The organism is Actinoalloteichus hymeniacidonis (assembly GCF_014203365.1).
Taxonomy (GTDB): Bacteria; Actinomycetota; Actinomycetes; order Mycobacteriales; family Pseudonocardiaceae; genus Actinoalloteichus_A; species Actinoalloteichus_A hymeniacidonis.
The window spans coordinates 3,562,034-3,587,980 of sequence record NZ_JACHIS010000001.1 but is presented as its reverse complement, the minus strand read 5'-3'; the positions used below and the strand labels follow the sequence as shown (position 1 = coordinate 3,587,980).

The 25,947-nt window shown below is 69.9% G+C and carries 24 protein-coding genes and 1 pseudogene; 11 read left to right on the top strand and 14 right to left on the bottom strand.

From position 1 onward, the window contains the following. Positions 1-64 precede the first annotated feature (64 nt). The 5 genes from BKA25_RS14635 to BKA25_RS14615 all read left to right on the top strand — a co-directional run bounded on the left by BKA25_RS14635 (position 65) and on the right by BKA25_RS14615 (position 8,644). Positions 65-1,234, top strand: a complete 1,170-nt coding sequence (locus BKA25_RS14635) for an acyl-CoA dehydrogenase family protein (protein ID WP_069849054.1) — start codon at positions 65-67, stop codon at positions 1,232-1,234. Between the two features lie 56 nt (positions 1,235-1,290). Then, on the top strand, positions 1,291-2,838 hold the full coding sequence (locus tag BKA25_RS14630) for a long-chain-fatty-acid--CoA ligase (protein WP_069849056.1): 1,548 nt from the start codon (positions 1,291-1,293) through the stop codon (positions 2,836-2,838). Positions 2,839-2,957: 119 nt separating this feature from the next. Further along, positions 2,958-3,947 (top strand): NADPH:quinone oxidoreductase family protein, encoded by a 990-nt coding sequence (locus tag BKA25_RS14625; RefSeq protein WP_069849057.1) that lies wholly within the window; start codon positions 2,958-2,960, stop codon positions 3,945-3,947. Positions 3,948-4,197: 250 nt separating this feature from the next. Beyond that, on the top strand, positions 4,198-7,194 hold the full coding sequence (locus tag BKA25_RS14620; protein ID WP_184285091.1) for a helix-turn-helix transcriptional regulator: 2,997 nt from the start codon (positions 4,198-4,200) through the stop codon (positions 7,192-7,194). 100 nt (positions 7,195-7,294) lie between these two features. Continuing rightward, positions 7,295-8,644, top strand: coding sequence for a PucR family transcriptional regulator (locus BKA25_RS14615; protein ID WP_084642949.1), 1,350 nt, complete (start codon positions 7,295-7,297; stop codon positions 8,642-8,644). A 56-nt stretch (positions 8,645-8,700) separates the two neighbouring features. On the opposite strand, the gene BKA25_RS14610 is transcribed toward BKA25_RS14615, so the two are convergent. From BKA25_RS14610 to BKA25_RS14600, 3 genes are read right to left on the bottom strand one after another with little or no spacing between them, the layout of a single operon-like run. After that, positions 8,701-9,210: a MaoC family dehydratase gene (locus BKA25_RS14610; protein ID WP_069849060.1), complete on the bottom strand. Its 510-nt coding sequence runs from the start codon at positions 9,208-9,210 to the stop codon at positions 8,701-8,703. Further along, positions 9,207-9,965 (bottom strand): 3-oxoacyl-ACP reductase FabG, encoded by a 759-nt coding sequence (gene fabG, locus BKA25_RS14605; protein ID WP_069849062.1) that lies wholly within the window; start codon positions 9,963-9,965, stop codon positions 9,207-9,209. The genes BKA25_RS14610 and fabG overlap by 4 nt, the downstream gene beginning before the upstream one ends. 32 nt (positions 9,966-9,997) lie before the next feature. Beyond that, a complete protein-coding gene (locus BKA25_RS14600; protein ID WP_069849063.1) occupies positions 9,998-11,197 on the bottom strand; it encodes a thiolase family protein in 1,200 nt (399 codons plus the stop codon). A 235-nt stretch (positions 11,198-11,432) separates the two neighbouring features. On the opposite strand from BKA25_RS14600, the gene BKA25_RS14595 reads away from it, so the two are divergent. The 3 genes from BKA25_RS14595 (at position 11,433) to BKA25_RS14585 (ending at position 14,876) form a co-directional block, all read left to right on the top strand. After that, on the top strand, positions 11,433-12,083 hold the full coding sequence (locus BKA25_RS14595; protein WP_069853621.1) for a TetR/AcrR family transcriptional regulator: 651 nt from the start codon (positions 11,433-11,435) through the stop codon (positions 12,081-12,083). Between the two features lie 147 nt (positions 12,084-12,230). Next, positions 12,231-13,433 (top strand): alcohol dehydrogenase catalytic domain-containing protein, encoded by a 1,203-nt coding sequence (locus BKA25_RS14590; RefSeq protein WP_172803782.1) that lies wholly within the window; start codon positions 12,231-12,233, stop codon positions 13,431-13,433. Positions 13,434-13,616: 183 nt separating this feature from the next. Further along, positions 13,617-14,876: a glycosyltransferase gene (locus tag BKA25_RS14585; protein WP_084642951.1), complete on the top strand. Its 1,260-nt coding sequence runs from the start codon at positions 13,617-13,619 to the stop codon at positions 14,874-14,876. A gap of 22 nt (positions 14,877-14,898) precedes the next feature. On the opposite strand, the gene BKA25_RS14580 is transcribed toward BKA25_RS14585, so the two are convergent. The 5 genes from BKA25_RS14580 to BKA25_RS14560 form a co-directional block, all read right to left on the bottom strand. Continuing rightward, entirely contained in the window at positions 14,899-16,047 is a 1,149-nt protein-coding gene (locus BKA25_RS14580; RefSeq protein WP_069849067.1) for an LLM class flavin-dependent oxidoreductase, read from the bottom strand. Between the two features lie 31 nt (positions 16,048-16,078). After that, entirely contained in the window at positions 16,079-17,098 is a 1,020-nt protein-coding gene (locus BKA25_RS14575) for an ABC transporter substrate-binding protein (RefSeq protein WP_069849069.1), read from the bottom strand. Then, positions 17,085-17,864, bottom strand: a complete 780-nt coding sequence (locus BKA25_RS14570) for an ABC transporter ATP-binding protein (protein ID WP_069849071.1) — start codon at positions 17,862-17,864, stop codon at positions 17,085-17,087. The genes BKA25_RS14575 and BKA25_RS14570 overlap by 14 nt, the downstream gene beginning before the upstream one ends. Next, positions 17,846-18,676: an ABC transporter permease gene (locus BKA25_RS14565; protein WP_375791855.1), complete on the bottom strand. Its 831-nt coding sequence runs from the start codon at positions 18,674-18,676 to the stop codon at positions 17,846-17,848. The genes BKA25_RS14570 and BKA25_RS14565 overlap by 19 nt, the downstream gene beginning before the upstream one ends. Before the next feature lie 428 nt (positions 18,677-19,104). After that, positions 19,105-19,512: a RidA family protein gene (locus BKA25_RS14560; protein ID WP_069849075.1), complete on the bottom strand. Its 408-nt coding sequence runs from the start codon at positions 19,510-19,512 to the stop codon at positions 19,105-19,107. Positions 19,513-19,648: 136 nt separating this feature from the next. On the opposite strand from BKA25_RS14560, the gene BKA25_RS14555 reads away from it, so the two are divergent. Further along, on the top strand, positions 19,649-20,029 hold the full coding sequence (locus BKA25_RS14555) for a winged helix-turn-helix transcriptional regulator (RefSeq protein ID WP_069849077.1): 381 nt from the start codon (positions 19,649-19,651) through the stop codon (positions 20,027-20,029). Here the strand turns inward: BKA25_RS14555 and BKA25_RS28410 are convergent. Then, positions 19,984-20,316 carry a DUF397 domain-containing protein gene (locus tag BKA25_RS28410; RefSeq protein WP_084643649.1) on the bottom strand — a complete coding sequence of 111 codons (333 nt, stop codon included), beginning with the start codon at positions 20,314-20,316 and terminating at the stop codon, positions 19,984-19,986. The two genes, BKA25_RS14555 and BKA25_RS28410, sit on opposite strands and share 46 nt — an antisense overlap. A gap of 23 nt (positions 20,317-20,339) precedes the next feature. Beyond that, a pseudogene (locus BKA25_RS14545) lies at positions 20,340-20,702 on the bottom strand (DUF5753 domain-containing protein); the annotation flags it as partial. Between the two features lie 286 nt (positions 20,703-20,988). Between BKA25_RS14545 and BKA25_RS14540 the strand changes: the two are divergent. Then, a complete protein-coding gene (locus BKA25_RS14540; protein WP_069849080.1) occupies positions 20,989-22,068 on the top strand; it encodes a methyltransferase domain-containing protein in 1,080 nt (359 codons plus the stop codon). Positions 22,069-22,456: 388 nt separating this feature from the next. Next, on the top strand, positions 22,457-22,657 hold the full coding sequence (locus tag BKA25_RS14535; RefSeq protein WP_069849082.1) for a DUF397 domain-containing protein: 201 nt from the start codon (positions 22,457-22,459) through the stop codon (positions 22,655-22,657). A 145-nt stretch (positions 22,658-22,802) separates the two neighbouring features. Here BKA25_RS14535 and BKA25_RS14530 read toward each other — a convergent pair whose 3' ends face one another. Genes BKA25_RS14530 through BKA25_RS14515 form a run of 4 tightly spaced genes read right to left on the bottom strand, consistent with a single transcriptional unit; the run spans position 22,803 to position 25,918 of the window. Continuing rightward, positions 22,803-23,381 carry a 1,2-dihydroxy-3-keto-5-methylthiopentene dioxygenase gene (locus BKA25_RS14530; RefSeq protein ID WP_069853624.1) on the bottom strand — a complete coding sequence of 193 codons (579 nt, stop codon included), beginning with the start codon at positions 23,379-23,381 and terminating at the stop codon, positions 22,803-22,805. Beyond that, entirely contained in the window at positions 23,381-24,046 is a 666-nt protein-coding gene (mtnB, locus tag BKA25_RS14525) for a methylthioribulose 1-phosphate dehydratase (RefSeq protein WP_069849083.1), read from the bottom strand. The genes BKA25_RS14530 and mtnB overlap by 1 nt, the downstream gene beginning before the upstream one ends. Further along, on the bottom strand, positions 24,039-24,779 hold the full coding sequence (gene mtnC / locus BKA25_RS14520; protein ID WP_069849085.1) for an acireductone synthase: 741 nt from the start codon (positions 24,777-24,779) through the stop codon (positions 24,039-24,041). The genes mtnB and mtnC overlap by 8 nt, the downstream gene beginning before the upstream one ends. Then, a complete protein-coding gene (locus tag BKA25_RS14515; RefSeq protein ID WP_084642952.1) occupies positions 24,776-25,918 on the bottom strand; it encodes a s-methyl-5-thioribose-1-phosphate isomerase in 1,143 nt (380 codons plus the stop codon). Before BKA25_RS14515 ends, mtnC begins: the two co-directional genes overlap by 4 nt. Between the last annotated feature and the right edge of the window lie 29 nt (positions 25,919-25,947).

Here is a 25,947-nt window from a genome sequence, read left to right as displayed (position 1 = left end):
CGGCCGAGTCCACCGCCGTGCCCGACAAAGCGGCGACCGATCACCGCGACGACCGGAGTAGCCGATGGACCTCGCATTCACCGACGAACAACAGGCGATCCGCGACACCGCCCGGGCCTTCATCGCCAGGGAGGTCATGCCCATGGAACCCGAGGTGCTGCGGCGGGAACGCCGAGGCCTGCCGGGCCTGGAGCGCTCCGAGCTGCGCGCTCTGCAACTCAAGGCGAAGGAGTTCGGCTTCTGGGGACTGTCCACCCCGGAGAGCCTCGGCGGTATGGACCTGCCCGCCGTGACACAGTCGCTGATCTGGACCGAGGCGGGACGTACCTTTGTTCCGTTCCGCTTCGGCGGCGACGCCGACAACATCCTCTTCCACGGCACCGAGGCGCAGCAGGCGGAGTATCTGCTGCCGACCATCGCGGGCGATCGGCTGTCCTGCTTCGCCATCACCGAGCCTGCCGCGGGCTCGGATGCAGCGAACATCAGGATGACCGCCCGCCGCGACGGCGACGACTGGGTCCTGCGTGGCGAGAAGGTCTTCATCACGGGCGGCAACGAGGCGGACTTCGCCATCGTCGTGGCCGTGACCGACCCCGAACTGGGCGCCCGAGGCGGGTCCACCGCCTTCCTCGTCGACCGGGAGATGGGGTGGCGTTCGGAGTTCATCGACACCATGGGCGAGGGCGGACCCGCCGCGTTGGTCTTCGACGACGTCCGCGTACCGGGGCGCAACATCCTCGGCGAGATCGGTCAGGGCTTCACCCTGGGCATGCAGTGGATCGGCAAGGGCCGTTACGCCATCCCCTCACAGGGGATCGGCATCGCCGAACGCGCGCTGGGCATGGCGGTGGAGTACGCCAACACCCGGGAGACCTTCGGCCGGACGATCGGGTCGAATCAGGCCATCCAATGGATGATCGCCGACTCCGAGGTCGAGTTGGAAGCGGCGCGGGCGCTGGTGCTGCGTGCGGCCTGGACCGTCGATCAAGGTCGCGATCCGCGCCACACCTCGGCGATGGCGAAGTTGTACGGCGCGGGCATGGTCAACCGCGTCGTCGATCGGGTGATGCAGATCCACGGCGGCATCGGGTACACCCGCGAGCTGCCCATCGAACGCTGGTACCGGCAGGTCCGACTGTTCCGCATCTTCGAGGGCACCGACGAGATGCTGCGGTTGATCATCGCCCGCGACCTGCTGCGCGGCCACACCCGGGTCGGCGACCAGCTCGGCTGATCACGGCACGCACCCCGTTCGCACCCCGTTCGCTTTCGACGCCGACTGGAGGGTCCATGTCCTTATCGCTGGCCTGCATCCTGGCCGAGGCAGCCCGTGCCCATCCCGAACGAGTGGCCGTGATCGACGACACCGGCAGGCACACCTACGCCGAACTCTGGACCCAGACCCTCGCGCTGGCGGCGGGCCTGCGCGAATCGGGGGTGCGGCCGGGCGATCGGGTGGCGTTGATGGCCACCAACTCGGCCGATTTCGCCCGCGCCTACTTCGCCATCCTCAGCGTCGGGGCCGTGGTCGTTCCGGTGCACCTGCTGCTCGCGGCCAAGGAGATCGCCCACGTCCTGCAGGACAGCGGCGCGCGGCTGCTGATCAGCGATCACCTGCTGGCCGAGGGCGCGGTGCGCGGCACCGAGGGCTCGGGGTTGCCGGTTTTGACAGTGGGCGCCGCCGAGGGGTCGGCGCCGACCAGACTCGAGGACGTCGCCGCACAGGTGGCGCCGTTGACCGGGTACGTCACCCGACTTGCCCAGGATCCGGCCGTGATCCTCTACACCAGTGGGACCACGGGCACCCCCAAGGGCGCGGTGCTCAGCCAACTCAACCTGATCATGAATGCGACAGTGAACGGCTACGACGCCAACGACACCCGCAGCACCGACGTCGTGATGGGCTGCCTCCCGCTGTTCCACGCCTTCGGGCAGACCGTCGCGATGAACACCGCCTTCCGGCTCGGTGCCACCCTGGTGCTGATGCGGCGATTCGAACCCGCCGCCGCACTGGAGCTGATGGTGCGGCACGGGGTCACCGTCTTCCACGGCGTGCCGACGATGTACGTGGCATTGGTCGGAAGCGTCGCGGCCGACCCGCAACGGTCACTGCCGCCCCTACGGCTGTGCGTCTCCGGCGGCGCCTCGCTGCCGATGGCCGTGCTGGAGCGGTTCGAGGAGCTCTTCCAGACCACCGTCTACGAGGGCTACGGGCTGTCGGAGACCTCGCCCACCGCGACCACCAACCAACCGAGCATGGGCACCCGACCCGGCACGGTCGGGCACCCGGTCTGGGGCGTGGAGGTGGAGATCGCCCGCCAGGATTTGCCGGATCGCATCGAGCTGTGCGCCACCGGGGAACTCGGCGAGATCGTCATCCGGGGCCACAACGTCTTCCTCGGCTACCACAACCTGCCCGAGGCCACAGCCGAGGCCATCGTGGACGGTTGGTTCCGCAGCGGCGACCTGGGCACCAAGGACGTCGACGGTTTCATCACCGTCGTCGACCGCACCAAGGACGTCGTGATCCGGGGTGGCTTCAACGTCTATCCCAGCGAGGTGGAGGGCGAACTGATGCGGCATCCCGGCATCGCCCAGGTGGCGGTGATCGGTTTGCCGCACCCGCTGCACGGTGAGGAGGTGTGCGCCGTGGTGGTGCCCGCAGATCCCGCCGACCCCCCGAGCGCGGCGGAGATCATCGGATGGGCCTCCGAACGGATCGGCAGACACAAGTACCCCAGACTGGTGGAGCTGGTGGACGCCTTGCCGCTCGGCCCCAGCGGCAAGGTGCTCAAACGTGAGCTGCGCCGCCGGTACGCCGACTCCGACGGTGCGTGAGGAAGCAGGCCGATCCGGGTGCCCGCCGGTCGCAGGTGGCGGCGCGGCGGCGCTCAATCCGGAAATCCCAGGCGGGGCGGACATCCAGGTTCGCCCCGCCCCCTCATCGAGGAGGACTCGTGCGTGTCTGGCAGGTCCACGAAACCGGCGAACCGGGGACGGTGCTCGTCCCGGAGGAGACCGACCCACCGACACCCGGCCCCGGCCAGATCCGAGTCCGGGTGCGCGCCGCCGCCGTCAACTTCGCCGACGTCCTACTGTGCCGGGGCCGGTATCAGGTCCGGCCGCCACTGCCGTTCACCCCTGGAGTCGAACTGTGCGGTGAGGTCGTCGAACTGGGCACCGGGGTGTCCGCGCCCGCAATCGGCAGCCGAGTGATCGGACTGTCGGTGCTGCCGCACGGCGCGTTCGCCGAGTACACGCTGATGGCGGCGGAGGCGGCGCAACCCGCCCCCGAACAGCTCGGTGACGCCGAGGCGTCCGCGCTGTACATCGGCTACCAGACCGGTTGGTTCGGACTGCATCGGCGGGCGGCGATCGCACCGGGGGAGGTGCTGTTGGTGCACGCCGCCGCAGGCGGTGTCGGCAGCGCGGCGGTGCAGTTGGGCTCGGCGGCAGGCGCCACCGTGATCGGCGTGGTGGGTAGCGCGGCCAAGGTGGCCGTGGCCCGGCAGGCCGGTGCCGACATCGTCGTCGTCCGCGACGAGGAGGACTTCGTCGAGGTGGTGCGCGAGGTGACCGGTGGTCGCGGCGCCGACGTGGTGTTCGACCCGGTGGGCGGTGACGCCTACACCCGCTCGACCAAGTGCATCGCCTTCGAGGGACGCATCGTCGTGGTCGGCTTCGCAGGCGGGGTGATCCCGCAACCCGGTCTCAACCACGCGCTGGTGAAGAACTATTCGATCCTCGGTCTGCACTGGGGGCTGTATGTCCACCGCGATCCGACGGCCGTCGCGGCGGCGCACCGGGAGCTGAGCAGGCTCGCGGCGCAAGGCGTGGTGCGCCCACGGGTGACCGAACTGGTCGGGCTCGCGGACACCGCCGATGCGCTGCAACGCCTGGCTGACGGGCACACCGTCGGCAGACTGGTGATCGATCCGTCCCGATGAGCCGCCGGGTCGCACGGTTCGGTCGGGTGCGGGGGAGCTGTCGTGGTGCCCAGCGCGGAAGCGGTCACGATGTGCGCCCGCACAGGACGCCCGACCGGCCCTGACCTGGCCCGGTGGCGTCGTCGACCTGGTGATCAGCGGATTCGCCCTCCGCAACGGTCCGCCGCTCGGTGCTGTCCGGTGGCCGGGCCGCGCCGCCTGCCGCATTCGGTCCTTCCCCGACGTGTAACCCGTGCGTAACTTGAGGGAGGTGATCGGACTACCTGACAGGGCGGTCGGTAGCCGAGTACACGGCCGGACCGCCGAACGAGCGGAGATCGACGCGCTACGCCGAGGTGCACGGGTCGGACGAGGCGGCGCGCTGTTGTTGCTGGGCGCATCCGGTCTGGGCCGGACGACCCTGGTCGATCACGGCGCCCGCCCGATCAACGGCGGGACGGTGTTGCACCTGCGAGCGACGGTTGCCGAGTCGACACGGATCCACAGTGGACTACACGCGCTGCTGCGGCCGGTCGCCGAACAGCTGCGCTGCATCGCCGATTTCCGGATCGACGCCCTGCTGGCCGCCGTCGGTCTCACCGGGACCGAGCGACGGGTCCCCGAGGTGCGTATCGGCGACGCGCCACTGGAACCCGAACCGGATTCGCTCGGCCGCGCGCTGCTGCACACACTGAGCGTCCTCGCGGCCGGGCGGGCATTGCTGTGCTGCATCGACGATGCCGATCGACTCGACCGCGCATCCCGGGACGCGCTGTGCTTCGCGATCCGCAGGCTCACCCCGGCACACCGGGCGGCCGTGTTACTGGCCGCGCGCGAGGACGGCAGGGCATGGCCACCGGAGATCCGGACCCGCAGGCTCGCCCCGCTCGACGAGCCCGCCGCCACCGCACTGCTGACCGATCGCGCACCCGGCCCGCTGTCGCCGGAGGTGCGGGACGTGCTGCTGCGCGCGGGCCACGGCGTTCCACGACAGCTGATCGAACTCGTCGACGGCCTGTCCGGCACGCAACTGGCCGGACTCGATCCGCTGCCCGAACGGCTGCTCGCGGCGCAGTCCCTTCGCCGAGCCCACCGCACGCACCTGGCCGGTCTTCCCACCGACGCCCGGGAACTTCTCCTACTCGCCTCCACCGCGCTGGAGGTGGAGCCTGCGGCGGGGCTGGGCACCGTGTTGCGGGCGGCCGAGCGGGCAGGCCTGGCCTCGGGCTCCCTGGAGATCGCCGAATCCGAGGGTCTGGTCTTCGGCGACGGCGACCGGCTGCACTTCACCGATCCCCTGCTGCGCACCGCGTCCTACCGAGGCGAGCCGTCGTGGCGGAGACGGGCCGCGCACCGACGGCTGGCCGAGGTGCTGATCGAGCAGGGCGACACGGTGAGCGGTCTGCGGCACCGCGCCGCATCGGTCGTCGGATCGGACGACGGACTGGCCGAGACCATCGAGACCGCCGTCGGTCGGGCCACCGCGGGGGAGACACTCGACTCGACCACCCTGCTGGCCTGCTCCTCGGCCCTGGCCGCCGCGGCCGAGCTGACCGAGGACACCGCCCGTCGGGCGGATCGGCTGGTCCGTGCCGCCGAACACGCCTGGTCGGCGGGCCGCACGGATCGGGTCAGACCGCTGCTCACCCGGCTGCGGGACCTCCCGCCGCAGCCGATCCTGCGGGGCAGACTCGAATTCCTCGGCGGCATCGTGGAACTGCGGGACGGCATCGTCGACGACGCCCGGGAGGCCCTGCTGCTGGCCGCCGATCACCTCGCCGCCACCGATCCCGGCCTGGCGGCCGAGGCACTGGTTCGGGCCGCCGAGGCCGCGCTGATCACCGGCGACGAACAGGGCTTCCTCTCCGAGGTCGACGCCGTCGCGAACCTGCGGGGATCCCGGAGGGTCGAGCCGGATCCCGACGGAGACCGGGGCGTGCCGGGCTGGACCGACGGTGATGCGGCCCTGACCCCGGTGCTCCACGGCGATGGACGCGCCGGAACCGATGCCGCACAGGTGCTGCGCCGTCGGGCCGAACGGGAGGATTCTCCCGAGCTGCTGGCACATCTGGCCTCGGCGGCACTACTGGTCGGTGCGCTCTCGGTGGCCAGGGTGACCGCCACCAGGGCCGTCGTCCGAGCCAGAGCACGCGGTCGCCTGGCGATCATCCCGCAGGCCCTGGAACACCTCGCCTATGCGGAGCTGCGGCTGGGTGCCCACGCCAGGGCCGCCGAACACGCCACGGCGGGCCTGGCCGCCGCCCGCGCCGCAGGCCAGGGCAACTGCGCCCTCCAACTGCGTGCGGTGCTGGCGATGTCGGCCGCGGTCACCGGCGATGCCGCAGGCTGTCGGGCACATGCGGAGGCCGTCATCGCGACCGGCCGGGTCCGAGGCCTGGCGATGGCGGTCAGCGTCGCCGACTGGAGCCTGGCCCGGCTCGATCTGTCGCTGTCCCGCCCGCAGGACGCGGCGGACCGGCTGTTCCCACTGGTGGAGGGTCGATCGGAACACAGTCACTTCGCGGTCCGGATCTTCGCGGTGCCCTGCCTGGCGGAAGCCGTCGTCCTCGCCAGGGACTCCCGCCGGATCGACGTGGCGCTGCGTCGGTTCGAGCAGCGCGCGCGGACCACCGAGGACGCAGGCGCCCTGGCACAGGCCCTCCGATGTCGCGCCCTGTTGGCTGCGGACCCCGCCTCGGCGGACCGCCTGTTCGGCGAGGCCCTACGACTGCATGAGGCGGCGGGCGCGGACTTCGAGGGGGCCCGCACCCAACGCCTCCACGGCGAGATCCTCCGACGTAGGCGCCGACCCAGGGCGGCCCGAGTACAGCTGGGCGGCGCACTGCGTCGCTTCGAGGCGTGTGGGGCCCGGATCTGGGCGGACCGGGCCCGGGAGGAACTGCGGGCGGCGGGCGCCGAACCGGCGGCGCTGTCCCCGGGTCGCATCGCCCGACTCACCCCGCAGCAACTGCGGATCGCGCGGCAGGTCGCGGCGGGCGCGACCAATCGGGAGGTCGCCTCGACGCTGTGCCTGAGCCCACGCACCGTCGATCACCATCTGCGCAACGTCTTCGTCGTGCTCGGAGTGCGGTCCAGGACCGAACTGGCGCATGTGCTGGTCGCGGACGACGGCATCGGGACGTCGAGCCACCCGAGCGCCTCGGAGCCGACCGTGCTTCCGAGCAACACCGTGCTTCCGAGCAACACCGTGTTCCAGAACGCCGTGCTCCCGAACAGCACCGTGCGACCCAACGAGACCAGGGCATGACCAAGGTCGCCGATCGGGCCGAGGACCCGCGTCTCGAATCGATCGAGCGGCCGGACACGTTCACGAGGTGGCGAATCGAGGGAGGGCCATGGTGAGACCGATGGCGTCCGGCAGTCCGGGCATCGAGCCGAACCGACCGATCGGGCCGTCGGCGTTCGGGGGCAGGCTGCGTCGCCACGACCCCAGGGCCGCCCACCACCGCGCCCGCACCGCCCGCCTGGACGCCCGATCGCTCCCGGGACTGCCCGCCGCCGAACCACCGATCCGCTCCACGGCCGACGGTGCGGCCGTGGCGTTGTTGCACCGCACCGCCGCCGTGCTCCTCGGTGAGCTGGATGAGCTGACCGACCGACTGGTCGGCTCGTTGCGCGAGCAGGAATCGGCCTACCGTGCGGCCGTCGTCGACCCCGACGAGCTGTGGCAGGAGGTCCACGAGTCGCTGGAGAACAACGTTCGAGCGTTCCTCCGTCCCAAGGAGACGAGGGAGTCGGCGCGGCTCTGCTCCTGGCGGATCGGGGCCCAACGTGCCGAACAGGGCATGCCGTTGGACGCCCTGCTGCACGCCTTCCGGCTGGGCGGTCGGATCGTCTGGCAGGGTCTGGTGGAGACCGCGACCCGACGCGAACCCGAGCAGGCTCACCTGTTGGTGCACGTCGCCGCCGACGTGTGGAACTTCGTCGACGAGCATTCCGGACTGATCGCCGAGGCATACCGTCAGGTCCAGAGCAGGCTTACCCGACGACGCCACGAGCGGATGCGGGCCCTGGTCGGCGCCGTGCTCGACGGCGCCGCCCGCATCGCCGACGTCCCCGCCGTCGCCGCCGCCCTGGAGCTGCCCGAATTCGCGCGCTACGCGGTGATCGCCATCGCTGGCGGCGACCGAGGCGCCTGCCGAGGCTCCGGGCTGCCCGCCAAGGTCGCGGGCGCCCGCGTCGTCTGGCACATCGGCGCCGAGTCGGATCGGGGCATCGTGCTCCTCGGGGAACTCGACGTCGAGGAGCTGGCCTCGGTACTGCGCGTCCCGGCGGGGACTCGGGCCGGCATCAGCCCGGCGGTCGGCGGCCTGGCCGCGTTGGGCTCGGCAGGCGCGCTCGCCGAGACCGCGTTGGCCACCTGCACCCGCGACGGTGAGACGGCCCTACTCCACGATCATCTGCCGGCCGCAATGGCCCTGTCCTGCCCGGAACTGGGTGCCGCGCTCATCGAGCGCAGCCTCGGGGCGGTGCTCGCCTTGGACGAACCGGACCGAGCGTCCCTCTTGTCGACGCTTGCCGTGTGGCTGGACAGCGACGGATCGGCGCTGCGGGCGGGCACCCGGCTCTTCTGCCACCGCAACACCGTGCTCAATCGGCTCCGCCGCTACGAGCACCTCACCGGCCGATCCCTGAACCGGCCGCGCGACCTGGTCGAGCTGTCCCTGGCCATGGAGGCGCATCGCGTCCTGGGCTGAGCGCACCCACCCCTCGCGCGCCGGCGGCGGTCACCGCCAGCGCGCGACAAATGGGCTCAGGTGTCCTCGTAGAGCCGGGAGACCGTCTGTGCGACGCAGCACGGCCGTTCGCCGTCGCGGACCTCCACGGTCACCGTCGCCACGAGTTGCAGGGAACCGGCGTCCAACGGAGTGGCCTCGTCGATGCGACTCGTGACGCGCACCGCGCTCCCGGTGCGCAGCGGCGCCGGGAACCGCACCTTGTTGAGCCCGTAGTTGATCCCGGTTCGCAGGCTCGCCACCCGGTACAGGCTGCGGTTGAGCATCGGGAGCAGGGACAACATCAGGTAGCCGTGGGCGACGGTTCCGCCGAACGGACCGGCGGCGGCACGCTGCGGGTCGGTGTGAATCCACTGTCGATCGCCCGTGGCCTCGGCGAAGGCGTCGACCCGGTCCTGCTCGATGGGTTGCCACTGCCCGGGACCGAGCACCTCGCCCACCGCCCCGGCCAGCTCGGCCAGCGACGCGAACACCCGGACCGGGGGCGCCTCCTCCGAGGCGGCCGACGGATCCTCCGGGACGCTCATCGCGCCCCGCCGTTGACATACAGCGTCTGACCGCTGACGTAGGAGGCCGCGTCGGAGGCGAGGAAGGCGATCACCTCGGCCACCTCGCTCGGCTGGCCGACCCGCCGCAGCGGCGTCTGCGCTGCGGCCTGCTGCTGGTGGTCCTCGGCTTCGAGCCCGACGCGTTGTGCGGTGGCGGCCGTCATCGCGGTGGCGATGTAGCCGGGTGCGACGGCGTTCACCGTCACCCCGAACGGTCCGAGCTCGATGGCCAGCGTCGCGGTCAAGCCCTGCACCCCGGCCTTGGCCGCCGCATAGTTCACCTGACCCCTGGCGCCGAGTGCGGAGCGGCTGCTCAGGTTGACGATGCGGCCGTACTTGGCGGCGACCATCGAGGCCTGCACCGCGTGACAGCAGAGGAACATACTGGTCAGATTGGTGTTGATCACCGCGTCCCACTCCGAGGCGGGCATCTTGAACAACAGGTTGTCCCTGGTGATCCCCGCGTTGTTGACCAGGATGTCGACCCGGCCGAACCGATCCACTACCTGTGCCGCCATCGCCTGCACGGCGCTCTCGTCGGTGACATCGCAACCGATGGCCACCGCCGTCCCGCCGCTCTCGGTGATCTCCTCGACGACGGACTGGGCGCGTTGCTCGGTCAGGTCGACCACGGCCACCGTCGCACCGCCCGCGGCCAGGGTGCGGGCTGTCGCGGCACCGATGCCCTGGGCGGCACCGGTGACGATGGCGATCCGTTCCGCGAATCTACTCACGGTGATCCCTTCCTCGATTCGAGTCGACGTACTCAGTGTTCGGACCGATCACGGTCCACCAGCACGGCGGTGCCCTGCCCGACCCCGACACACAGCGTCGCAAGGCCTCGGGCGGCACCGATCCGATTCATGCGGTGCAGCAGAGTGGTCAGGATTCGGGCGCCGGAACAGCCGAGAGGGTGGCCCAGGGCGATCGCGCCACCGTCCGGATTGACCAAGTCCGGTGCCACGCCCAACTCGTCGATCACGGCGAGCGCCTGCGCGGCGAAGGCCTCGTTGACCTCGACGGCGTCCAGATCCTCGATCCGCCTGCCCAGTCGGGTGGTCAGCTTCCGTACTGCGGGGATCGGACCGAGTCCCATCACATCCGGGTGCACGCCCGCGCTGCCACCCCCGGCGTAGCGACCCAGCGGGGCGACCCCGAGATCGGCCAACGCCGACTCGCTCGCCAGTAGGACCGCCGCAGCGCCGTCGTTGAGCGGGGAGGAATTGCCAGCCGTGACGCTGCCGCCCGCGCGGAACACGGGCCGCAGCGCGCCGAGCCGTTCCAACGAGGTGTCGCCTCGGATGCCCTCGTCGGCCTCGACGAGTTCCCCGTCCGGCGTGCGCACCGGCAGTATCTCGGCGTCGAATCGGCCCGCCTGCCGCGCCTGTGCCGCCTGCCGGTGACTGCGCAGCGCGAAGGCGTCCTGACGTTGTCGAGAGATCGAGTGCCGCTCGGCGACCTCCTCGGCGGTCTCGCCCATCGCCAGCACGCCGTGGCGGTCGGCCATCCGTTCGTTGACCAGCCGCCAGCCCAGTCGGGTGTCGGCCAACTCCATTCTGGACGGTAGGCCGTCCTCCGGACGGGGCAGCACGAACGGCGCCCGGCTCATCGATTCGGAGCCACCCGCCACCACGATGTCGGCCTCGCCCGAGGCGATGGCCCTGGACCCGGTGATCACGGCCTCCAGACCCGAGGCGCAGAGCCGGTTCACCGTGGCGCCCGGCACCGAGAACGGCAGCCCGGCGAGCAGCCCCGCCATCCGGGCCACATTGCGGTTGTCCTCGCCAGCCTGGTTGGCGGCTCCCCAGTAGACGTCGTCGATCCGCTGCGGGTCCAGTGCGGGGACATCGCCGAGTAATCCGCCGATGACCTGGGCCGCGAGGTCGTCGGGACGCACCGTCGACAACGCCCCGCGCAGCCTTCCGATCGGGGTGCGACGGGCGGCCAGGAAATGGACGGGGCGCATCGGCGGGCTCCTCGGGAGTGGTCGGACTGCTTCGCGGGGAGAGCGGCTCGGAGGTCGGCATCGCGGCCGATGGCGGACGGCCGCCGCAGGCCGGTGTCTCGCGGACTTCGCCTCCCGGTCGTCGAAAGTGGGCGGCCGGTTCTAAACTAGCGCTGAAAGTTTATGGGCGTCCAGCGCCGATCCGCCCTCGTCGTCGGGTCGGGTGAGCGCCATCGCACCGCGAGGAGGACCGATCATGGCTCGGCCGCGTCAGCCTCGGCTGAGTAGAGACCGCATCGTCGAGGCGGCCACCGCGCTGATCGACGCCGAAGGCCTCGCGTCGTTCTCGACTCGACGACTCGCCGTCGAACTGGGGGTGCGCGGGCCGTCGCTCTACAACCACTTCGCCACCAAGAACGAGATCCTCGACGCCGTCGCCGATGCGATCATCGCGCGGGTCGACGTCTCGTTCTTCGCCGACCACGACTGGCCCACCGCGCTGCGGCGTTGGGCACACTCCTACCGGGACGCCCTGGTGGCCCATGCCAACGTCGTACCGTTCCTGGCGCAGGGCCCCGGCCGTCGGCCCGCGGCGCTGGCGATGGCCGATGCCGTCTACGGCGGGCTGGTCGCGGCCGGGTGGCCGCCCGCGCGGGCCACCCATATCGGCGCCACCATGCGCTATCTGGTCGCCGGTTCCGCCCTCGGTTCCTTCGCCTCGGGTTTCGACACCGACCCGGCGCTCTATGCCGACCGGTATCCGCATCTCTCGCAGGCGCATCGGCTCGGCGAGCACCGGCGCAGCGTGGACGAGGGCGCGTTCTCGCTGGGTGTCGACGCGTTGATCGCGGGACTGGTCCAGGTCTACGCGCAGACCGTCGACCCCGGGGCCTCCCACCGGCGTTGAATGCGTTTCTACCGTGCCGACCTCGGTGGCCCTGGTGCACTGTGGACAGCCCGGCGCACACCCCTTCCGATGCGGATCGAGTCGCACTACAGTGAAAACTAGCAGTGCTAGTCCATGTCGTGAGACCGCTCGACGAGCAGGGGTGCCATGGCCACCGCAGACCGCAGCACGCCGAACGTCGACGGTGCACCGGGTGGCACGCACACCGCCGACCCGCACCGCGAGACGGGCCGCGCCGCAGGCGATCCGGCCACGAGTGCGGCAACCACGATCTCGGCGCTGGTGGCCCGAGGCGCGGGCAGACCGCCCACCGTGGAACGGGTCGTTATTCCTGCTCCCGGGCCGGGACAGGTGCGGGTCGCGATCCGTGCCGCCGGTGTGTGTCACTCCGATCTGTCGATGATCGACGGCACTCTCGCCCCGGCCTTCCCGCTGGTGCTCGGACACGAGGCGGCGGGCATCGTCACCGAGCTCGGCGCCGGGGTGGACCGGCTCTCAGGTGGTGAGCGCGTCGTGCTCAACTGGTCACCCGCCTGCCGGGCCTGCTGGCACTGCACGGCGGGTCGACCGTGGTTCTGCGAGACCTCCGGTCGGCCGTCGGCCGCGCGTGGCACCACCGCCGACGGCACCCCGTTGCACGTCACCCTCGGCCTCGGTGCGCTCGCCGAGGAGGTGGTGGTGTCGCAGCATGCGGTCATCCCGGTGCCCGCCGCCGTGCCCTTCGAACAGGCCGCGCTGTTGGGCTGCGCGGTGCTGACCGGAGTCGGTGCGGTGCGCAACACCGCGCGGGTCGCCGCCGGGGAATCCGTTGTGGTGATCGGACTCGGCGGCGTCGGGCTGTCCGCCGTGCTGGCCGCGCGGGAGGCGGGTGCGGCCCAGATCATCGCCGTCGACGTCGCGGCGGCGAAAGGATCCCTCGCTTCGGCGGCGGGTGCGACGGACTTCCTGCTCTCGGACGAAAGCCTGGTCCGGGCGATCCGCGAGCGCACCGACGGCCGAGGCGCCGACCACGCCTTCGAGTGCGTCGGGAGAGCCAAGACCATCGAGACCGCCTGGCGTTCGGTGCGGCGCGGCGGCGGCGTGATCGTGGTCGGGATGGGCGGCCGGGACGACGTGGTCGGACTCGGCGCCCTGGACGTCTTCCACTCCGGCCGGGTACTGCGGTCCTCGGTGTACGGCGCCGCCGACCCGGACCGGGATGTGCCCGCACTCGCCGAGGAGGTCCTGGCCGGGACCCTCGACATCCGTCCGCTGATCACCCACCGTCTCGCCCTGGCCGAGGCGCCCTCGGCCCTCGACCGGTTGACCCGAGGCGAGGGCGCCCGCTCGGTCGTGTCCTTTCCTACCTGAACCGGCTGGTCGAACCCCGCCTCGCAGCCCACTCAAGATCCGCTCGACCCCGTCCCCGATCCGTCGATCGTGGCTTGTCCCGGGCACGAAGATCGCGGGATGCTCGCCCGACGCAGGGCCCGGGCCGGGTGATCCCCGATCTCAGGGCCCGTTCGGTTATCGGAAACAGGCGGGGGAAAATCGATGCGGATACTCCTGGTGGCCGCGCCCGGTGTCGGTCACCTGCTGCCAGCAGTGCCGACCATGTGGGCCGCGCGGTCCGCAGGCCACGAGGTTCTGGTGGCGACCACCGGACCGAGCCTGGGAATGGCGATCCGCTCCGGCCTGCCCACCGTCGATGTCTCGCCGGACGACAGCGCCACCGCCAACTATCACCAGTTGGCCCCGCGCGCCCTGGCCAGGCGGGCGGGGAACCGACCGGCCGACGGAGATCCCGCCGATCAATGGCGGGGAATGACCGCCGCATTCGGTGGTTCCTGGTCGACGGTCCGAAAGCGGCGGCCTGTCGCGGACGTCGACTTCCTGACCACGTTGTTCGCCGTGAGCGGTCGGATGATCGATGCGACGGTGCGGATCGCTCGCGATTGGCGAGCCGACGTCCTGGTGTTCACCTCGTTCCTCGCCGCAGGCGAGATTCCCGCGACCGCCGTCGGTATCCCCTCGGTCCTGCACGGCATCGGGCTGCCGCATCCACCCGCCACCAGTCTGCTCGGCGTGCTCGACGAGGTGGCCGAACGCCACGGCGTCGCAGGCCGGCTCGACCCGCCGGCAGCCGTCATCGACCTCTGTCCCGAGACGCTGCGTCCGGCCAGGTCGGACCGGGGGCTGCCCCTGCGTTACGTGCCCTACAACGGTGGCGCGCTGCTCAGCAACGCGGTCTGCACCGCCGGAGCCCGGCCCAGGATCTGTCTGACGATGGGCTCGGTGCTACCCGGGTCCGAGGTGGACGAATTGGTGCAGGCGACGATCAGCGCCGCGGCGGAGCGGGACACCGAGGTGGTGCTCGCCGTCGACGCGCCTGCGCAACCGGACCAGGACCGACTGCCCGCCAACGTCATCGCCACCGGCTGGATTCCGCTGGACTCCGTGCTACCGCACTGCTCGGCGATGGTCCACCACGGCGGCTCGGGCACCGCCTTCACCGCCTTCGCGCACGGCACCCCGCAACTGGTGCTGCCGAGAATGGCCGACCAGCCGTTGAACGCCGACGCCGTCCAGCGCAGTGGTTGCGGGATCGTGCTGACCGAACCAGAGCAGAACGTCGAGACGCTGACCGACAGCCTCGACCGCGTCCTGGCCTCCGCCGAGATCCGTCGACGCTGCAGGCAGGTGCGCGCCGAGATCGAGTCGATGCCGGGCCCCGAGGACGTCCTCGCCGCACTCGCCGAGCTCGGTGGACAGGCCCCGTCCACCGGAGCGGAGGACGCGACCGTGAAACGCTGAAGTCGGTGCCTGCTCGACGTGATCAGCCGACCGTCGCGGCCTCTCGCACCGGGGCGGCCCCGCCCGCCTCGGCGAGCAGGCCTCGGCGGCGCAGCTCGGGGCGCACACCTTCGCCGAACCAGTAGGCCTCTTCCAGATGGGGATAACCGGAGAGGACGAACTCCTCGACGCCCACCGCGTGGTACTCCTCGATCAGATCGGCCACCTCGGCGTGGCTGCCGACCAGCGCGGTGCCCGCCCCGCCGCGCACCAAGCCGATACCCGCCCACAGGTGCGGATGGATCTCCAGCGCGTGTGCATCGGAGGGCAGCCTGCCACCGTGAAGGGCGACCATCCGCTGCTGGCCGATCGATTCGCTCGCCGCCAGCTGGCGTTGTGCGCGTGCCACCTTTGCGGGGTCGAGCGCGTCGATCAGTCGTTGTGCCTCGGCCCACGCCTCGACCGAGGTGTCCCGCGAGATGGTGTGCAGTCGGATGCCGAATCGGATCTCCCGGCCTGCCGCCCGCGCCAGCTCCCGGACCCGGCCGATCTTCTCCGCCACCTGCGCAGGTGGTTCGCCCCAGGTCAGGTAGACGTCGGCGTGTCGGGCCGCCACCGGGAGAGCGGCGTCCGACGAGCCCCCGAAGTACAACGGAGGCAGTGGATCGGGCGCGGCCAGCACCGTCGCCCCCGCCACCCGCAGGTGCTCGCCGTCGAAGTCCACCGGCGTCCCCGACCAGATGCCGCGCACGATCGAGAGGAACTCGTCGGTGCGCGCATAGCGCTGATCGTGATCGAAGAAGTCGCCGAACCGACGCTGTTCCAGATCGTCGCCGCCGGTCACGATGTTCAGCAGCAGCCTGCCCTTCGAGATGCGCTGGTAGGTCGCCGCCATCTGCGCGGCCAGCGTCGGCGAGATCACGCCGGGACGGAAGGCCACCAGATACCTCAGCCGCGAGGTCTCCCGCAGCAACGCGGCAGTGGTCAGCCACGCGTCCTCGCACCAGGTGCCGGTCGGGGTGAGCACCCCGTCGAAACCCTGCGCCTCGGCGGCGCGGGCGACCTGCGCGAGATAGTCGATGTCGGGTGTCCGCTGCGCGGAGGGGCCGAGCGACCGATTGGCGTGGAACCGCTCGACGATCGTCCGCCCGTCGCCGGAGGTGGGCAGGAACCAGTGCAGCGTGATGCTCATCAGCGCAGACTCCTTCGGGTTCTCGAAGCGGTCATCGGTTCTCGGCGGTCGTCACGATCGGTTCGAGGTCCGTCTCGAACCGATCATCGACGAAATCGCCGAATACCAGCGACCCAGGCAGTACACCGGCCTCGGTGAAGGCGTCGGCGAGGTCCTGTTCGGACTGGACCACCGCCGCGTCCAGTCGGACCGGCAGGTCGGTGCCCCGTTCGGTCACCCGCCGGGTGACGTCTTCGGGCAGCCCGGTCTCCGCCGACCACGCCACCGCCCATTCGGCGGGGTGATCCCGAGCCCAGAGCTGGGCTTCGGCCAGGCGAGTCACGTAGTCGCGGATCGCGGTATTGAGCGCCGGGTCTGCCAGTGCCTCGTGGCCGGCGACCTGGAACGTGTATCCGTTGGCGGTGCCCTCGCCGTCGGCGAGCACCCGCGCCTCGGCCTCCAGCTCCGCCTGGGCGGTGTAGGGATCCCACACCGCCCACGCATCCAGCCTGCCCTGGCCGAACGCGGCATAGGCGTCGGCGGGCTGGATGAACGACAGGGTCACGTCGTCGGGTGTCAGTCCCGTTCTGCGCAGGTTGTAGAGCACCTGGCCATGAGCCGAACTGCCCCTGGCCACGGCGATGGTCCTGCCGCGCAGATCGGCGAGGTCGGTCAGGGGTGAGTCGGCGGGCACCAACAGCGCATCGCCCTGCACGTCGCCCTGTGCCGCGCTGACGATCGCGATGTTCGCGTCGGCTGCGGCGGCGAAGATCGGCGGGGTGTTCCCGACGCCGCCGATGTCCACCGCGCCCGCCGAGACCGCTTCCAACAACGGCGGTCCGGAGGTGAACGTCGACCACTCCAGCGAATAGGGCACGTCGTCGAGGAGGCCGGCGGCCGTGAGCATCGCCTGCGAACCGCCGCGTTGATCGCCGACGGTCAGGGTGACCTCGGCCAGCTCGGTGTCCGACACCGGCGGGGGCACCCCGGCGTCGGCATTCCGAGTCGATGCACAGCCCGCGAGCAGGATCGACAGCACGGACAGGGCCGCCACGACTTCACGAGTACGCACTGTCGGTCACTCCCAGGTCGGTCAACACCTCGGCGCGGAGTTCGAGGTGGTCGGCGATCCGGCGCGGCCGTTCTCGCGCGGGGCGGTACTCGGCGCCGATGCGGCCCGCATCGAGCACCAGGACTCGGTCGGCCAGTGACAGCGCCTCGTCCACGTCGTGGGTGACCAGCAGGATCGACGGATGGTGGTGCTGCCAGAGGTTCTCCACCAGGCGGTGCATGGTGAGCCGCGTCAGGGCGTCCAGCGCACCGAACGGTTCGTCCAGCAGCAACAGGTCGGGTTCCCGGACCAAGGCCCTCGCCAAGGACAGCCGCTGTGCCTCGCCGCCGGAGAGCGTTCGTGGCCACGCCTCGGCGAGGTCGGACAGCCCCACCTCGCCCAACGCGCGCAAGGCGAGCGCATGGTTGCGGGGCCGAGACGGGTCGGCAGGTGGATTGGCCGTCTCGGGGGAGGAGCCGTTCGACGTGGCGGGCACTCGCAGTCCGATCACCACATTGCGCCACACGCGACGCCAGGGGAGTAGCCGAGGCTGCTGGAATGCCACCGACACGGTGCCTGCCACGGTCGCGGTCCCGGTGATCTCCCGGTCCAGGCCGGCGAGGATGCGCAGCAATGTGGACTTGCCGGAGCCACTGCGACCGAGCAACGCGACGAACTCGCCCCTGGCGATGTCGAGATCAAGGTCGGCCAACACCGTTCGGGATCCGAATGACCTGCTCAGACTCCGGACCCGCACGGTATTCCCGGTCAGTTCGTCGCCCGCCATCGCAGCGCCCTCCGTTCCAACAACCGGACCAGCGCATCGGTGGCCAGCCCGAGCGCGGCGTAGACGACCAGACCGACCACGATCACGTCGGTGCGCAAGAACTCCCGTGCGTTGTTGATCAGGTACCCGAGGCCTGCATCGGCGTTGACCTGTTCGCCGACGATCAACGACAGCCAGGCGATGCCCAACGATTGCCGCAGTCCGACGAGGGTCTGCGGTACTGCTGCGGGCAGCACCACGTGCCAGAGCCGTTCGAACCTGTTGAACCCGAGAACGCGAGCCGCCTCGGTCAATTGGTCGTCCACATTGCGAATGCCGGAATACACGTTCAGATACAACGGGAATGCCACGCCGAGCGCGACCAAGGCGATCTTCGGTGCTTCGCCGATGCCGAACCACAGAATGAACAAGGGGATCAAGCCGAGAAAAGGCAGCGTGCGCAACATCTGTACCGGCGGGTCGATCAGCAGATCGCCCCAGCGGGATAATCCGGCTGTGATCCCCAGCAGGAGGCCGATTCCGGCGCCGATCGCGAAACCGATGGTGACGCGGCCGATGGAGACGGCGAACGCCTCGCCGAGTTCGCCGCTGCGCGTCACCTCCCACCCGGCTTGCGCGATGGTCCACGGTGAACTCAGCAGGTCTGGGGACAGCAGGCCTGCGGCGCTGGTCAGCTGCCAGAGCGCAAGTAGCGCGAGCGGACTGATCCAACGGCGCAGGTCGGGGCCTCGGCGGCGTCGGCTCGTCGGTGGTGGCAGGCCGACGGGCCGGGCGTCGGCCTGTGACGGGGTGGTCGGAGTGGAGATCGCCAAGGGAGACTCCCGCGATTGTTCGCATGCTAACGAGGGGATTCGACCGAATACCGGACGGGATGCCGTACTTCCACCGTGCCAAGAATCGGCGGCGGGGTTCGCGAAACCCGTTGTCGGGCGAATAGCGAGGGAGTATCAGTGGCCGGGACAGAGTGCGCTGGCCTGCTGCCGTAGATCGACGTGCAGGCGCGAGACGAGAATATCGACGCCGGACATGACACGAAGTCTTCAGAGTGATCGAAGCGGTGTCAATGATCGGCGATCGACGTTCCGGGATGTGGACGCGAGAATGCCGCGAAACGGCCTGGATGGGTGTGGGCGATGGTGTGTTGGGCCGAATGCCGCGGTATTCGGGTGATCGGATGTGAGGTTGGGCGGAAAGCGGGGCGACCGGCTGCGGATCCCCGACCCGCAGCCGGCCCGCCCGGTCAGTCGAGCACTGCGGTGGCCTCGAGTTCGACCAGATGCTCCGGCACGTCCAAGCCCATCACGCCGAGCACGGAGATCGGCGGCACCGGGGTGCGGCCGAGCCGGACACCGGCCCGGCGGATCCCCTCCAACAGCACGGGCATCATGTCGCGGTGCAGGTTCACGACGTACATGGTCAACTTCGCCACGTCGTCGAAGGTGGCGCCCGCCTCGTCCAGTGCGCGGGCGACGTTGGCGTAGCACTGCTCCACCTGGCCCGCGAGATCGCCTTCGGCGATGGCGGTGCCCTCGGCGTCCCAGGAGACCTGGCCCGCGATGAAGACCAGCTTCGAGCCGCTGGCGATCGACATCTGGTGGTAGATGTCCGACTCGATTAGTCCGCTCGGGTTCACCAGGGTGATGGTCATTGGCTCCAGTCTCTCTGCTCAGTACCGGGCGGCGGTCTCTCGGCCGAACGCCCGTAGTCACTTGTGGTTACTCGGAAACCGTAGGAGAGTGTGCGCTGACATGGAAGAACGCACTTTCCAGTGACTGGGGAACCCGATGGTTACCAAGCAGTTCACCGGCCTGCCCGAGGATTCAGATCTTCGGCGGGCCGACTCGCTGGCGCGGGAGATCTTCTCCGACGTGGCGAACAAATGGGCATTGCTGATCATCGAGACGGTGGCGGACCGAACCCTGCGGTTCAGCGAGCTGCGCGATGAGATCGACGGCATCAGCCACAAGATGCTCACGCAGAATTTGCGCATGTTGGAGCGCAACGGCCTCGTGGAGCGTCGGGTGTATCCCGTGGTGCCGCCGAAGGTCGAGTACACGCTCAGCGAATCCGGCCGAGCCCTCCGAGCCACGGTCGACGCGATGTGCGAGTGGACGCACCTCTACATCCGGCATATCGACGACGCCCGCCGCCGCTTCGACGAGTGAGGTCGCAAGGCCGCTACTCGTAGGAAACGCACAATGCCGAAACCCTGTCCCGTACGAGAGCGGGACAGGGCACGGTCACTGTCGGGCCGCGTCAGCGCAGCCGACCGTCCTTGATCGCGGCGACGAAGGCCCCGAAAGCCACGGGTCCGACGACGAGGGTCGCCGTCGCGGTTCTTGGTGTCGCGGATGCCGACCACCGCCGGCGCTCTGCCGATCTCTACGCAGTCGCCGTTGTTGCCGCCGCTGTGACTGCTCGTCCGCCATACGGCGTGGGAGAGATCTTCCATCCCGCCCCTCCTTTCGCTGATGCTCACAGGTTCTTCGTCAGGCTAACGACCAGCTCTTTCGTCTCGATAGGCGAGAGGGCGAGCTCGGTCAGCTGCTCGAAGATCTCCATGAAACGTTGGAGGTCGCCGCGTCGTTCCTGGAAGACCGCGCCGCGCTCGTTCTCCACGTAGACGGCGTTCATCTTCAGTTCTTCGGGGAAACGGAGCATCTTGAACGATGAGATCATCGCCGGATGGGCCCCTGCGGAAAAGGGCAGGATCTGCATGGTCGCGTAGGACAGCTCGGCCATCTCCAACAAATGGGCGGACTGGGCCTTCATCACCGCTGGCCCACCTACTTGCCTACGTATGACGGCTTCGTTGAGCACGACCCGGTAGCGCTTCGGTTGCCTGTCAAGCGTTCCTGTCGCGCCTGACGAAGGTCGACCGAGCGTTGGAGGTCTTCCTCTGTGCTGGCTGGTCGGGAGCGAGCGCTACAGCCTTGATGTAGTCCGGAGTCTGGAGCAGCCGCAGTATGAACAGGCCACGGGTGCACGCGCCGCACACTTCGCCAGACGGCCGGTGGACGTTCTTGGAGAACAATCCCAACGGCCAGTGGGCGTGGCTCGAACAGCACACCGAGCTGCCGCTCACTGCGGCAGTCGCCGACGCACTCACTCGAAGGAATCTCCCGTGACAACCGTCGACATCCGCGAGAAATTCGTCTCCGACCTGGTAAGTGCCGGGCACCTCGCCGACCCGGCCTGGTCGGCGGCCTTTCGCGCCATCCCTCGGGAGGTCTTCGTCGACGACTTCTCGGTGGCGTCTCCCGGCTCCGCCGCACTCATGCCGATCAAGATCGACGATCCCGGCAGGCTCGCACACGTCTACAGCGACACGACCTTGGTCACCGAACTCGATGCCGACGGCACCCCGGTCTCCAGCAGCACCGCACCGGGACTGATGGCGCTCATGCTGGCCGCGTTGGATGTCCAGGATGGCCACCGAGTGCTGGAGATCGGCACCGGCACCGGCTACAACGCGGCGTTGGTGAGCCACCGACTCGGAGCGGAGAGCGTGGTCTCCATCGATATCGATCCCGATCTCGTCACCGCCGCTCGCACCCGACTCGCCACCCTGGGTTTGAAGCCACTCCTCGTTGCCGGTGACGGCGCGGCGGGCGTCCCCGGACAGGAGCCGTTCGACCGACTGATCACGACCTGCGGTCTCGACCACATCCCGGCGGCGTGGTTGCGGCAGGTTCGGCCGGGTGGTCTGATCCTGGTGAATCTCGGCTTCACCCTGGTCCGGCTCACCGTGAACGCCGACGGCACCGCCCACGGGCCGATCCTGGCCGACCAGGCCGGATTCATGCCCCGACGATCCTCGGTAGCTGAGACGGCGGTGCCTTCTCAACTGAGTGAGCCCCAGCCCCAGGACGCCACCGCCCCGCTCACGGACACGATGCCTCTCGCTCTGGATGTGCCGAACGGTCGCGCGCTGCTCTCCATCTCACTGCCCGGACTACGACGGGCATCGCGGCGGGACCCAGAGGGGCGGATCGTCCACCTACTGACGAACAGCACCACCGGAGCCGGCTGTCAGGCCGCCGAGCGCCCAGACGGCCGGGTGGAGGTGACCGGCGACCGGCAACTCTGGTCGGACATCAGCACTTTCCTTCAACGGTGGGATCGACAGGGACGGCCCGCCCCGGAACACCACCGCGTCCACGTAGCCGCCGACGGAACACACCGCCTCATCGAACCTTCCTGAGACCACATTCCGCCTGCCACACCAGCGCGGCACTCCGGATGAACTGTGTCTTCACACAGCGCTTTTGAAAGGATTTCGCAATTTCGCCCATCGCCAGCGGTATTGCGTCGAGATCCCTCGCCCGCACCGATCTGCCGTCGACACGCTGAAACTCGCGTTGGCGCCGGTACTGCCGAGTTCTCCGGCGCATTCGTCACCGAGACCGAGGACGTCTGCCGAGTTCGATCGTCGGAAGTGACGTCATCGAGAAAGACCGCGTGTCTGCGTTGGTGAGTCCGACGGTGACGCAGTCTACTGGGGAAGCGGGCTTCCCGGATCGACGTCCAACCGGACGTACCTCCGACCCGGGTCGCAGTCGGTACCGCGATCAATCCGAGAAGGAGTAGTCATGGCACAGATCGAATTCACCCGGTGGCGTAAGGCCGCCGCCAGCGATGCCGCAGGCAACAACTGCGTGGAGGTCGGACTCTCGACGAGGAAGCTCGTCGGTATTCGAGACACCAAGCACCGCGCGGGCGGCACGCTCGCCGTGTCGTCGGAAGCCTTCGGCGTGTTCGTGAGCGCGATTCGCGAAGGCCGACTGCGTTGATCCACATCTTCGGCAAGCCGCCGCTGCGCTAGACCGACCGTCGAACCCCGGTCGCCGTCGTGGCGGCCGGGGTTCGCCTCACCCTTCCCGATGTGCTGCGCCAGGAGGCGGCGACGTCGCGAGTCCGCGCGAACAGACCGAGAAGTCAGCCCCGGCCCGCGACCAGCTCGTCGAAGGTCGGGAAGCGGTGGGCGATGGAGTCCTCGATGAAATCGCCGACCCAACCGTCCTCGTCGTGGAAGAACCGCACCGACACATAGTCGGGCCTCGTGCCCATGTCGAACCAGTGTGTCGTGTTCGCCGGGACACTCAGCAGGTCACCGGCCTCGCAGAGCACCGCGTGCACCCTGCCCGCCGTGTGCAGGTAGAACACCCCGGAACCTCGGGCGAAGAACCGGTCCTCGTCGTCGTCGTGGGTGTGTTCGGAGAGAAAGCGACTACGGGCGGCGGCCGCCTTCTCCCGCCATTCCGGATCGTCGCTCGGCGTCATGTGCAGGGCGTCCACCAGCACGTAACCCTGCTGCTCGATCACGGTGTCGATCCGCTGGCGGTAGGCCGCGATCACCTCCTCGGAGGTCGGCTCGGCAGGCAGATCCGCCACCACCGGCCACTGTTCGAATCGGACACCCAGCTCCGCGAGGGTCGTGCGGACCTCCTGCGGGTCCGTCGTGCGCAGCAGCACCGAGGCCGGATAGTCCTGCGGCCAGACCGTCAACAACGTCATCACGTCCACCTTCCGCTCGCCGGTTGTCCTCCGGCATCCGCCCTGGTCTCCAGGCTGAACCGAAGCAGCCACTCCAGACACTCCGCGCGGTTGCGCGCCGAATGCAGGTCCTCTCCCCACACATACAGGCCGTGCCGAGCCACGATCAACGCCGGTGTCGCCGGATCGAAGCCCGCCTCGAAGGCATCGCCGAGTACCACCATGTCCTGGCTGTTGGGCACCACCGGGATCGTCACGAGGTCGTCGTGCGCCGCCCGACCGAAGCCCTTGAGCATCTCCAGATCACGCAGCTCGACCCCGGCGGGCCAGCGCTCGGCCGCCACCACGGGGGCGAGTACGTGCACATGCACCACCGCGCCCGCCCCGGTGACCGAGGCGATCCTGGCATGCAGGCCTGCCTCCGCCGAGGGCTTTCGTCCCGACAACGACCCGCCCGGCACGGCCGCGCCGGTCTCGTCGACCACCACGATGTCTCGCGAGGTCAGCTCGTCCTTGTCCAAGCCGCTTGCCGTGACGGCCAACCGAAGCGGATCGCGGTTCAACGTCACCGACAGGTTTCCCGAGGTGCCGCGCATCCAGCCCATCCGGGTGTAGCGGGCGGCCTCCTGCGCGAGCGCGCGACCCGCCTGATCGAGCTGGGTGGCGGTGGCGGCGAGCTCAGACATCGGTGTCTCCCCCGCCCACGGGCACGATGTGGATCTCGTCGAAGGACTCGACCGCGCGGTGCGGCGCGAAATCGGCGTCCGCGAACGGCTCACCGGGCCGGGCCAGGCCCACGGTCTGCCAACCGGCCTCGGCGGCGGCGTGCAGCTCGGCCGGCACATCCGAGAGGAACACGATCTCCTCGGGACGCGGATCGCCCAGACCGGCCGCGATGGCCCGGTAGGACGGCGCCTCCCGCTTCGGCCCCGCGTTGACCGTGTCGAAGTGATGTTCGAACAACCCGGTCACATCGCCGTCGGTGCTGTGCGAGAAGGACGCGATCTGTCCCGCGACGGAACCGGAGGAGAAGACCGCGAGGTCCACCCCCGACTCCCGCCAGCGCCGCAGCGCCGGGAACGCATCCGGGAAATACCGCGAGATCAGCTCGCGACGGGCGTAGCCCTGCTCCCAGATCAAGCCCTGGAGCGCCTTGAGCGGGGCGGCCTTGCGATCGGCGTCCATCCAGGAGTGCAGCACCGCGACGACCTCGGCCGTGCTCGCATCGGCGGACAATCCGCCCTCGGCCTTGGTGTCGGCCACCGCGCGCCGGACGCGCTCGTCCTCGGGATGCGCGTCGATCCACGGGCCCAGTCGCGGGCGGGCGTAGTCGTAGAGCACCACGTGCACCTGGCTGGTGGCGGTGAGCGTTCCCTCGATGTCCACCACCACCCAACGGGCCCTCAGGCTGCCGGTCATGACGACGTGTCCTCTCCATCTCGGTGATAGTCGGCCAGCAGGCCGGGGTCCAGGGCGCCGCGATCGGTGACCACGCGGGTCACGAAACGCGGCGGGGTGACGTCGAAGGCGGGGTAGTGGCCGCGCACCCGATGACTGGCGGTGCGTCGGCCGAGCGTGTGCAGCACCTCGTCGCCGTCGCGGTACTCGATGGGCACGTCGGCGGCACCGGGCGCACCGAGATCCGGGGTCTGCACCTGGGCGTAGAAGGGCACGTCGAAGGCCCGCGCCGCCACCGCCAGGCCCAGGGTGCCGACCTTGTTGACCACATGGCCGTCCATGGTGACCCGGTCGGCCGCCGTGACCAGCGCGTCCACCGAGCCGGCGCTCAACACGGCCGCACCCATCCCATCGGTGATCAGGGTGACGTCGACTCCCATCTCGGCCAGCGTCTCGGCGGTGAGCCGGGCGCCCTGGAGATAGGGCCGGGTCTCGGTGCAGACGAACCGCACCGTGTGGCCCCGACGGCCGATCGCCGCCACCGTCTCGGTCAGGTACAGATCCGCCCAGCAGTGGGTGAGCACCGTGGCGCCGTCCGGAAGCAGCTCGGCGGTGTGCTCGCCCAGCGCCCGACTTCGCGACCGATACTCGACATCACCCGCCCGCGCCCCGCGTGCCGCCGCCTCGACGAGCGCGTCCCCGGTGGGGAAGTTCGCCGGCGCCGCGGGGTGTCGCGGGTCCGGGCGCGCCGCAGCGACCTCGGCCGACACCAGGGCGACCGCCTTGCCCAAGGCATCGTTCGTCGGTCGACTCGCCACCAGCGCCCGCCCCGCACCGTGCAGCGTCGCGTGCGCCCCGGCGGCATCGAGACCTCGGGCCGCCCTCGCGGCCAACACCATCGCCCACAGCGCGGCGAAGTACGGCCCGGAGGACTGCGTGACCATGTCCTTGATCGCGACGGCCACCTCCTCGGCGGTCCGACAGTGCGCCCACCGACGTTCGAAGGGGAACACCCTTCGATCCAGGATCAGCACCCCGTCGTCCACCAGACGCACACTGTGCGCCAGTACCGGGCCGGGTTCCTCACCCGGCGGCACCGGTTCGGCCTCGGCCCGAGGCCGGTCTCCGAGCGGGGGATCGGTCGGCTGCGACAGCGTCATGTCCTCGCTCCTTACTCATCGTCACGACA

Coding starts and splice junctions, on each gene's coding strand:
- BKA25_RS14635 (WP_069849054.1), top strand. CDS start 65: ATGGACCTCGCATTCACCGACGAACAACAGGCGATCCGCGACACCGCC.
- BKA25_RS14630 (WP_069849056.1), top strand. CDS start 1,291: ATGTCCTTATCGCTGGCCTGCATCCTGGCCGAGGCAGCCCGTGCCCAT.
- BKA25_RS14615 (WP_084642949.1), top strand. CDS start 7,295: ATGGCGTCCGGCAGTCCGGGCATCGAGCCGAACCGACCGATCGGGCCG.
- BKA25_RS14610 (WP_069849060.1), bottom strand. CDS start 9,210: ATGAGCGTCCCGGAGGATCCGTCGGCCGCCTCGGAGGAGGCGCCCCCG.
- BKA25_RS14600 (WP_069849063.1), bottom strand. CDS start 11,197: ATGCGCCCCGTCCATTTCCTGGCCGCCCGTCGCACCCCGATCGGAAGG.
- BKA25_RS14595 (WP_069853621.1), top strand. CDS start 11,433: ATGGCTCGGCCGCGTCAGCCTCGGCTGAGTAGAGACCGCATCGTCGAG.
- BKA25_RS14590 (WP_172803782.1), top strand. CDS start 12,231: ATGGCCACCGCAGACCGCAGCACGCCGAACGTCGACGGTGCACCGGGT.
- BKA25_RS14585 (WP_084642951.1), top strand. CDS start 13,617: ATGCGGATACTCCTGGTGGCCGCGCCCGGTGTCGGTCACCTGCTGCCA.
- BKA25_RS14580 (WP_069849067.1), bottom strand. CDS start 16,047: ATGAGCATCACGCTGCACTGGTTCCTGCCCACCTCCGGCGACGGGCGG.
- BKA25_RS14570 (WP_069849071.1), bottom strand. CDS start 17,864: ATGGCGGGCGACGAACTGACCGGGAATACCGTGCGGGTCCGGAGTCTG.
- BKA25_RS14560 (WP_069849075.1), bottom strand. CDS start 19,512: ATGACCATCACCCTGGTGAACCCGAGCGGACTAATCGAGTCGGACATC.
- BKA25_RS14555 (WP_069849077.1), top strand. CDS start 19,649: ATGGTTACCAAGCAGTTCACCGGCCTGCCCGAGGATTCAGATCTTCGG.
- BKA25_RS28410 (WP_084643649.1), bottom strand. CDS start 20,316: ATGGAAGATCTCTCCCACGCCGTATGGCGGACGAGCAGTCACAGCGGC.
- BKA25_RS14535 (WP_069849082.1), top strand. CDS start 22,457: ATGGCACAGATCGAATTCACCCGGTGGCGTAAGGCCGCCGCCAGCGAT.
- BKA25_RS14530 (WP_069853624.1), bottom strand. CDS start 23,381: ATGACGTTGTTGACGGTCTGGCCGCAGGACTATCCGGCCTCGGTGCTG.
- mtnB (WP_069849083.1), bottom strand. CDS start 24,046: ATGTCTGAGCTCGCCGCCACCGCCACCCAGCTCGATCAGGCGGGTCGC.
- mtnC (WP_069849085.1), bottom strand. CDS start 24,779: ATGACCGGCAGCCTGAGGGCCCGTTGGGTGGTGGTGGACATCGAGGGA.
- BKA25_RS14515 (WP_084642952.1), bottom strand. CDS start 25,918: ATGACGCTGTCGCAGCCGACCGATCCCCCGCTCGGAGACCGGCCTCGG.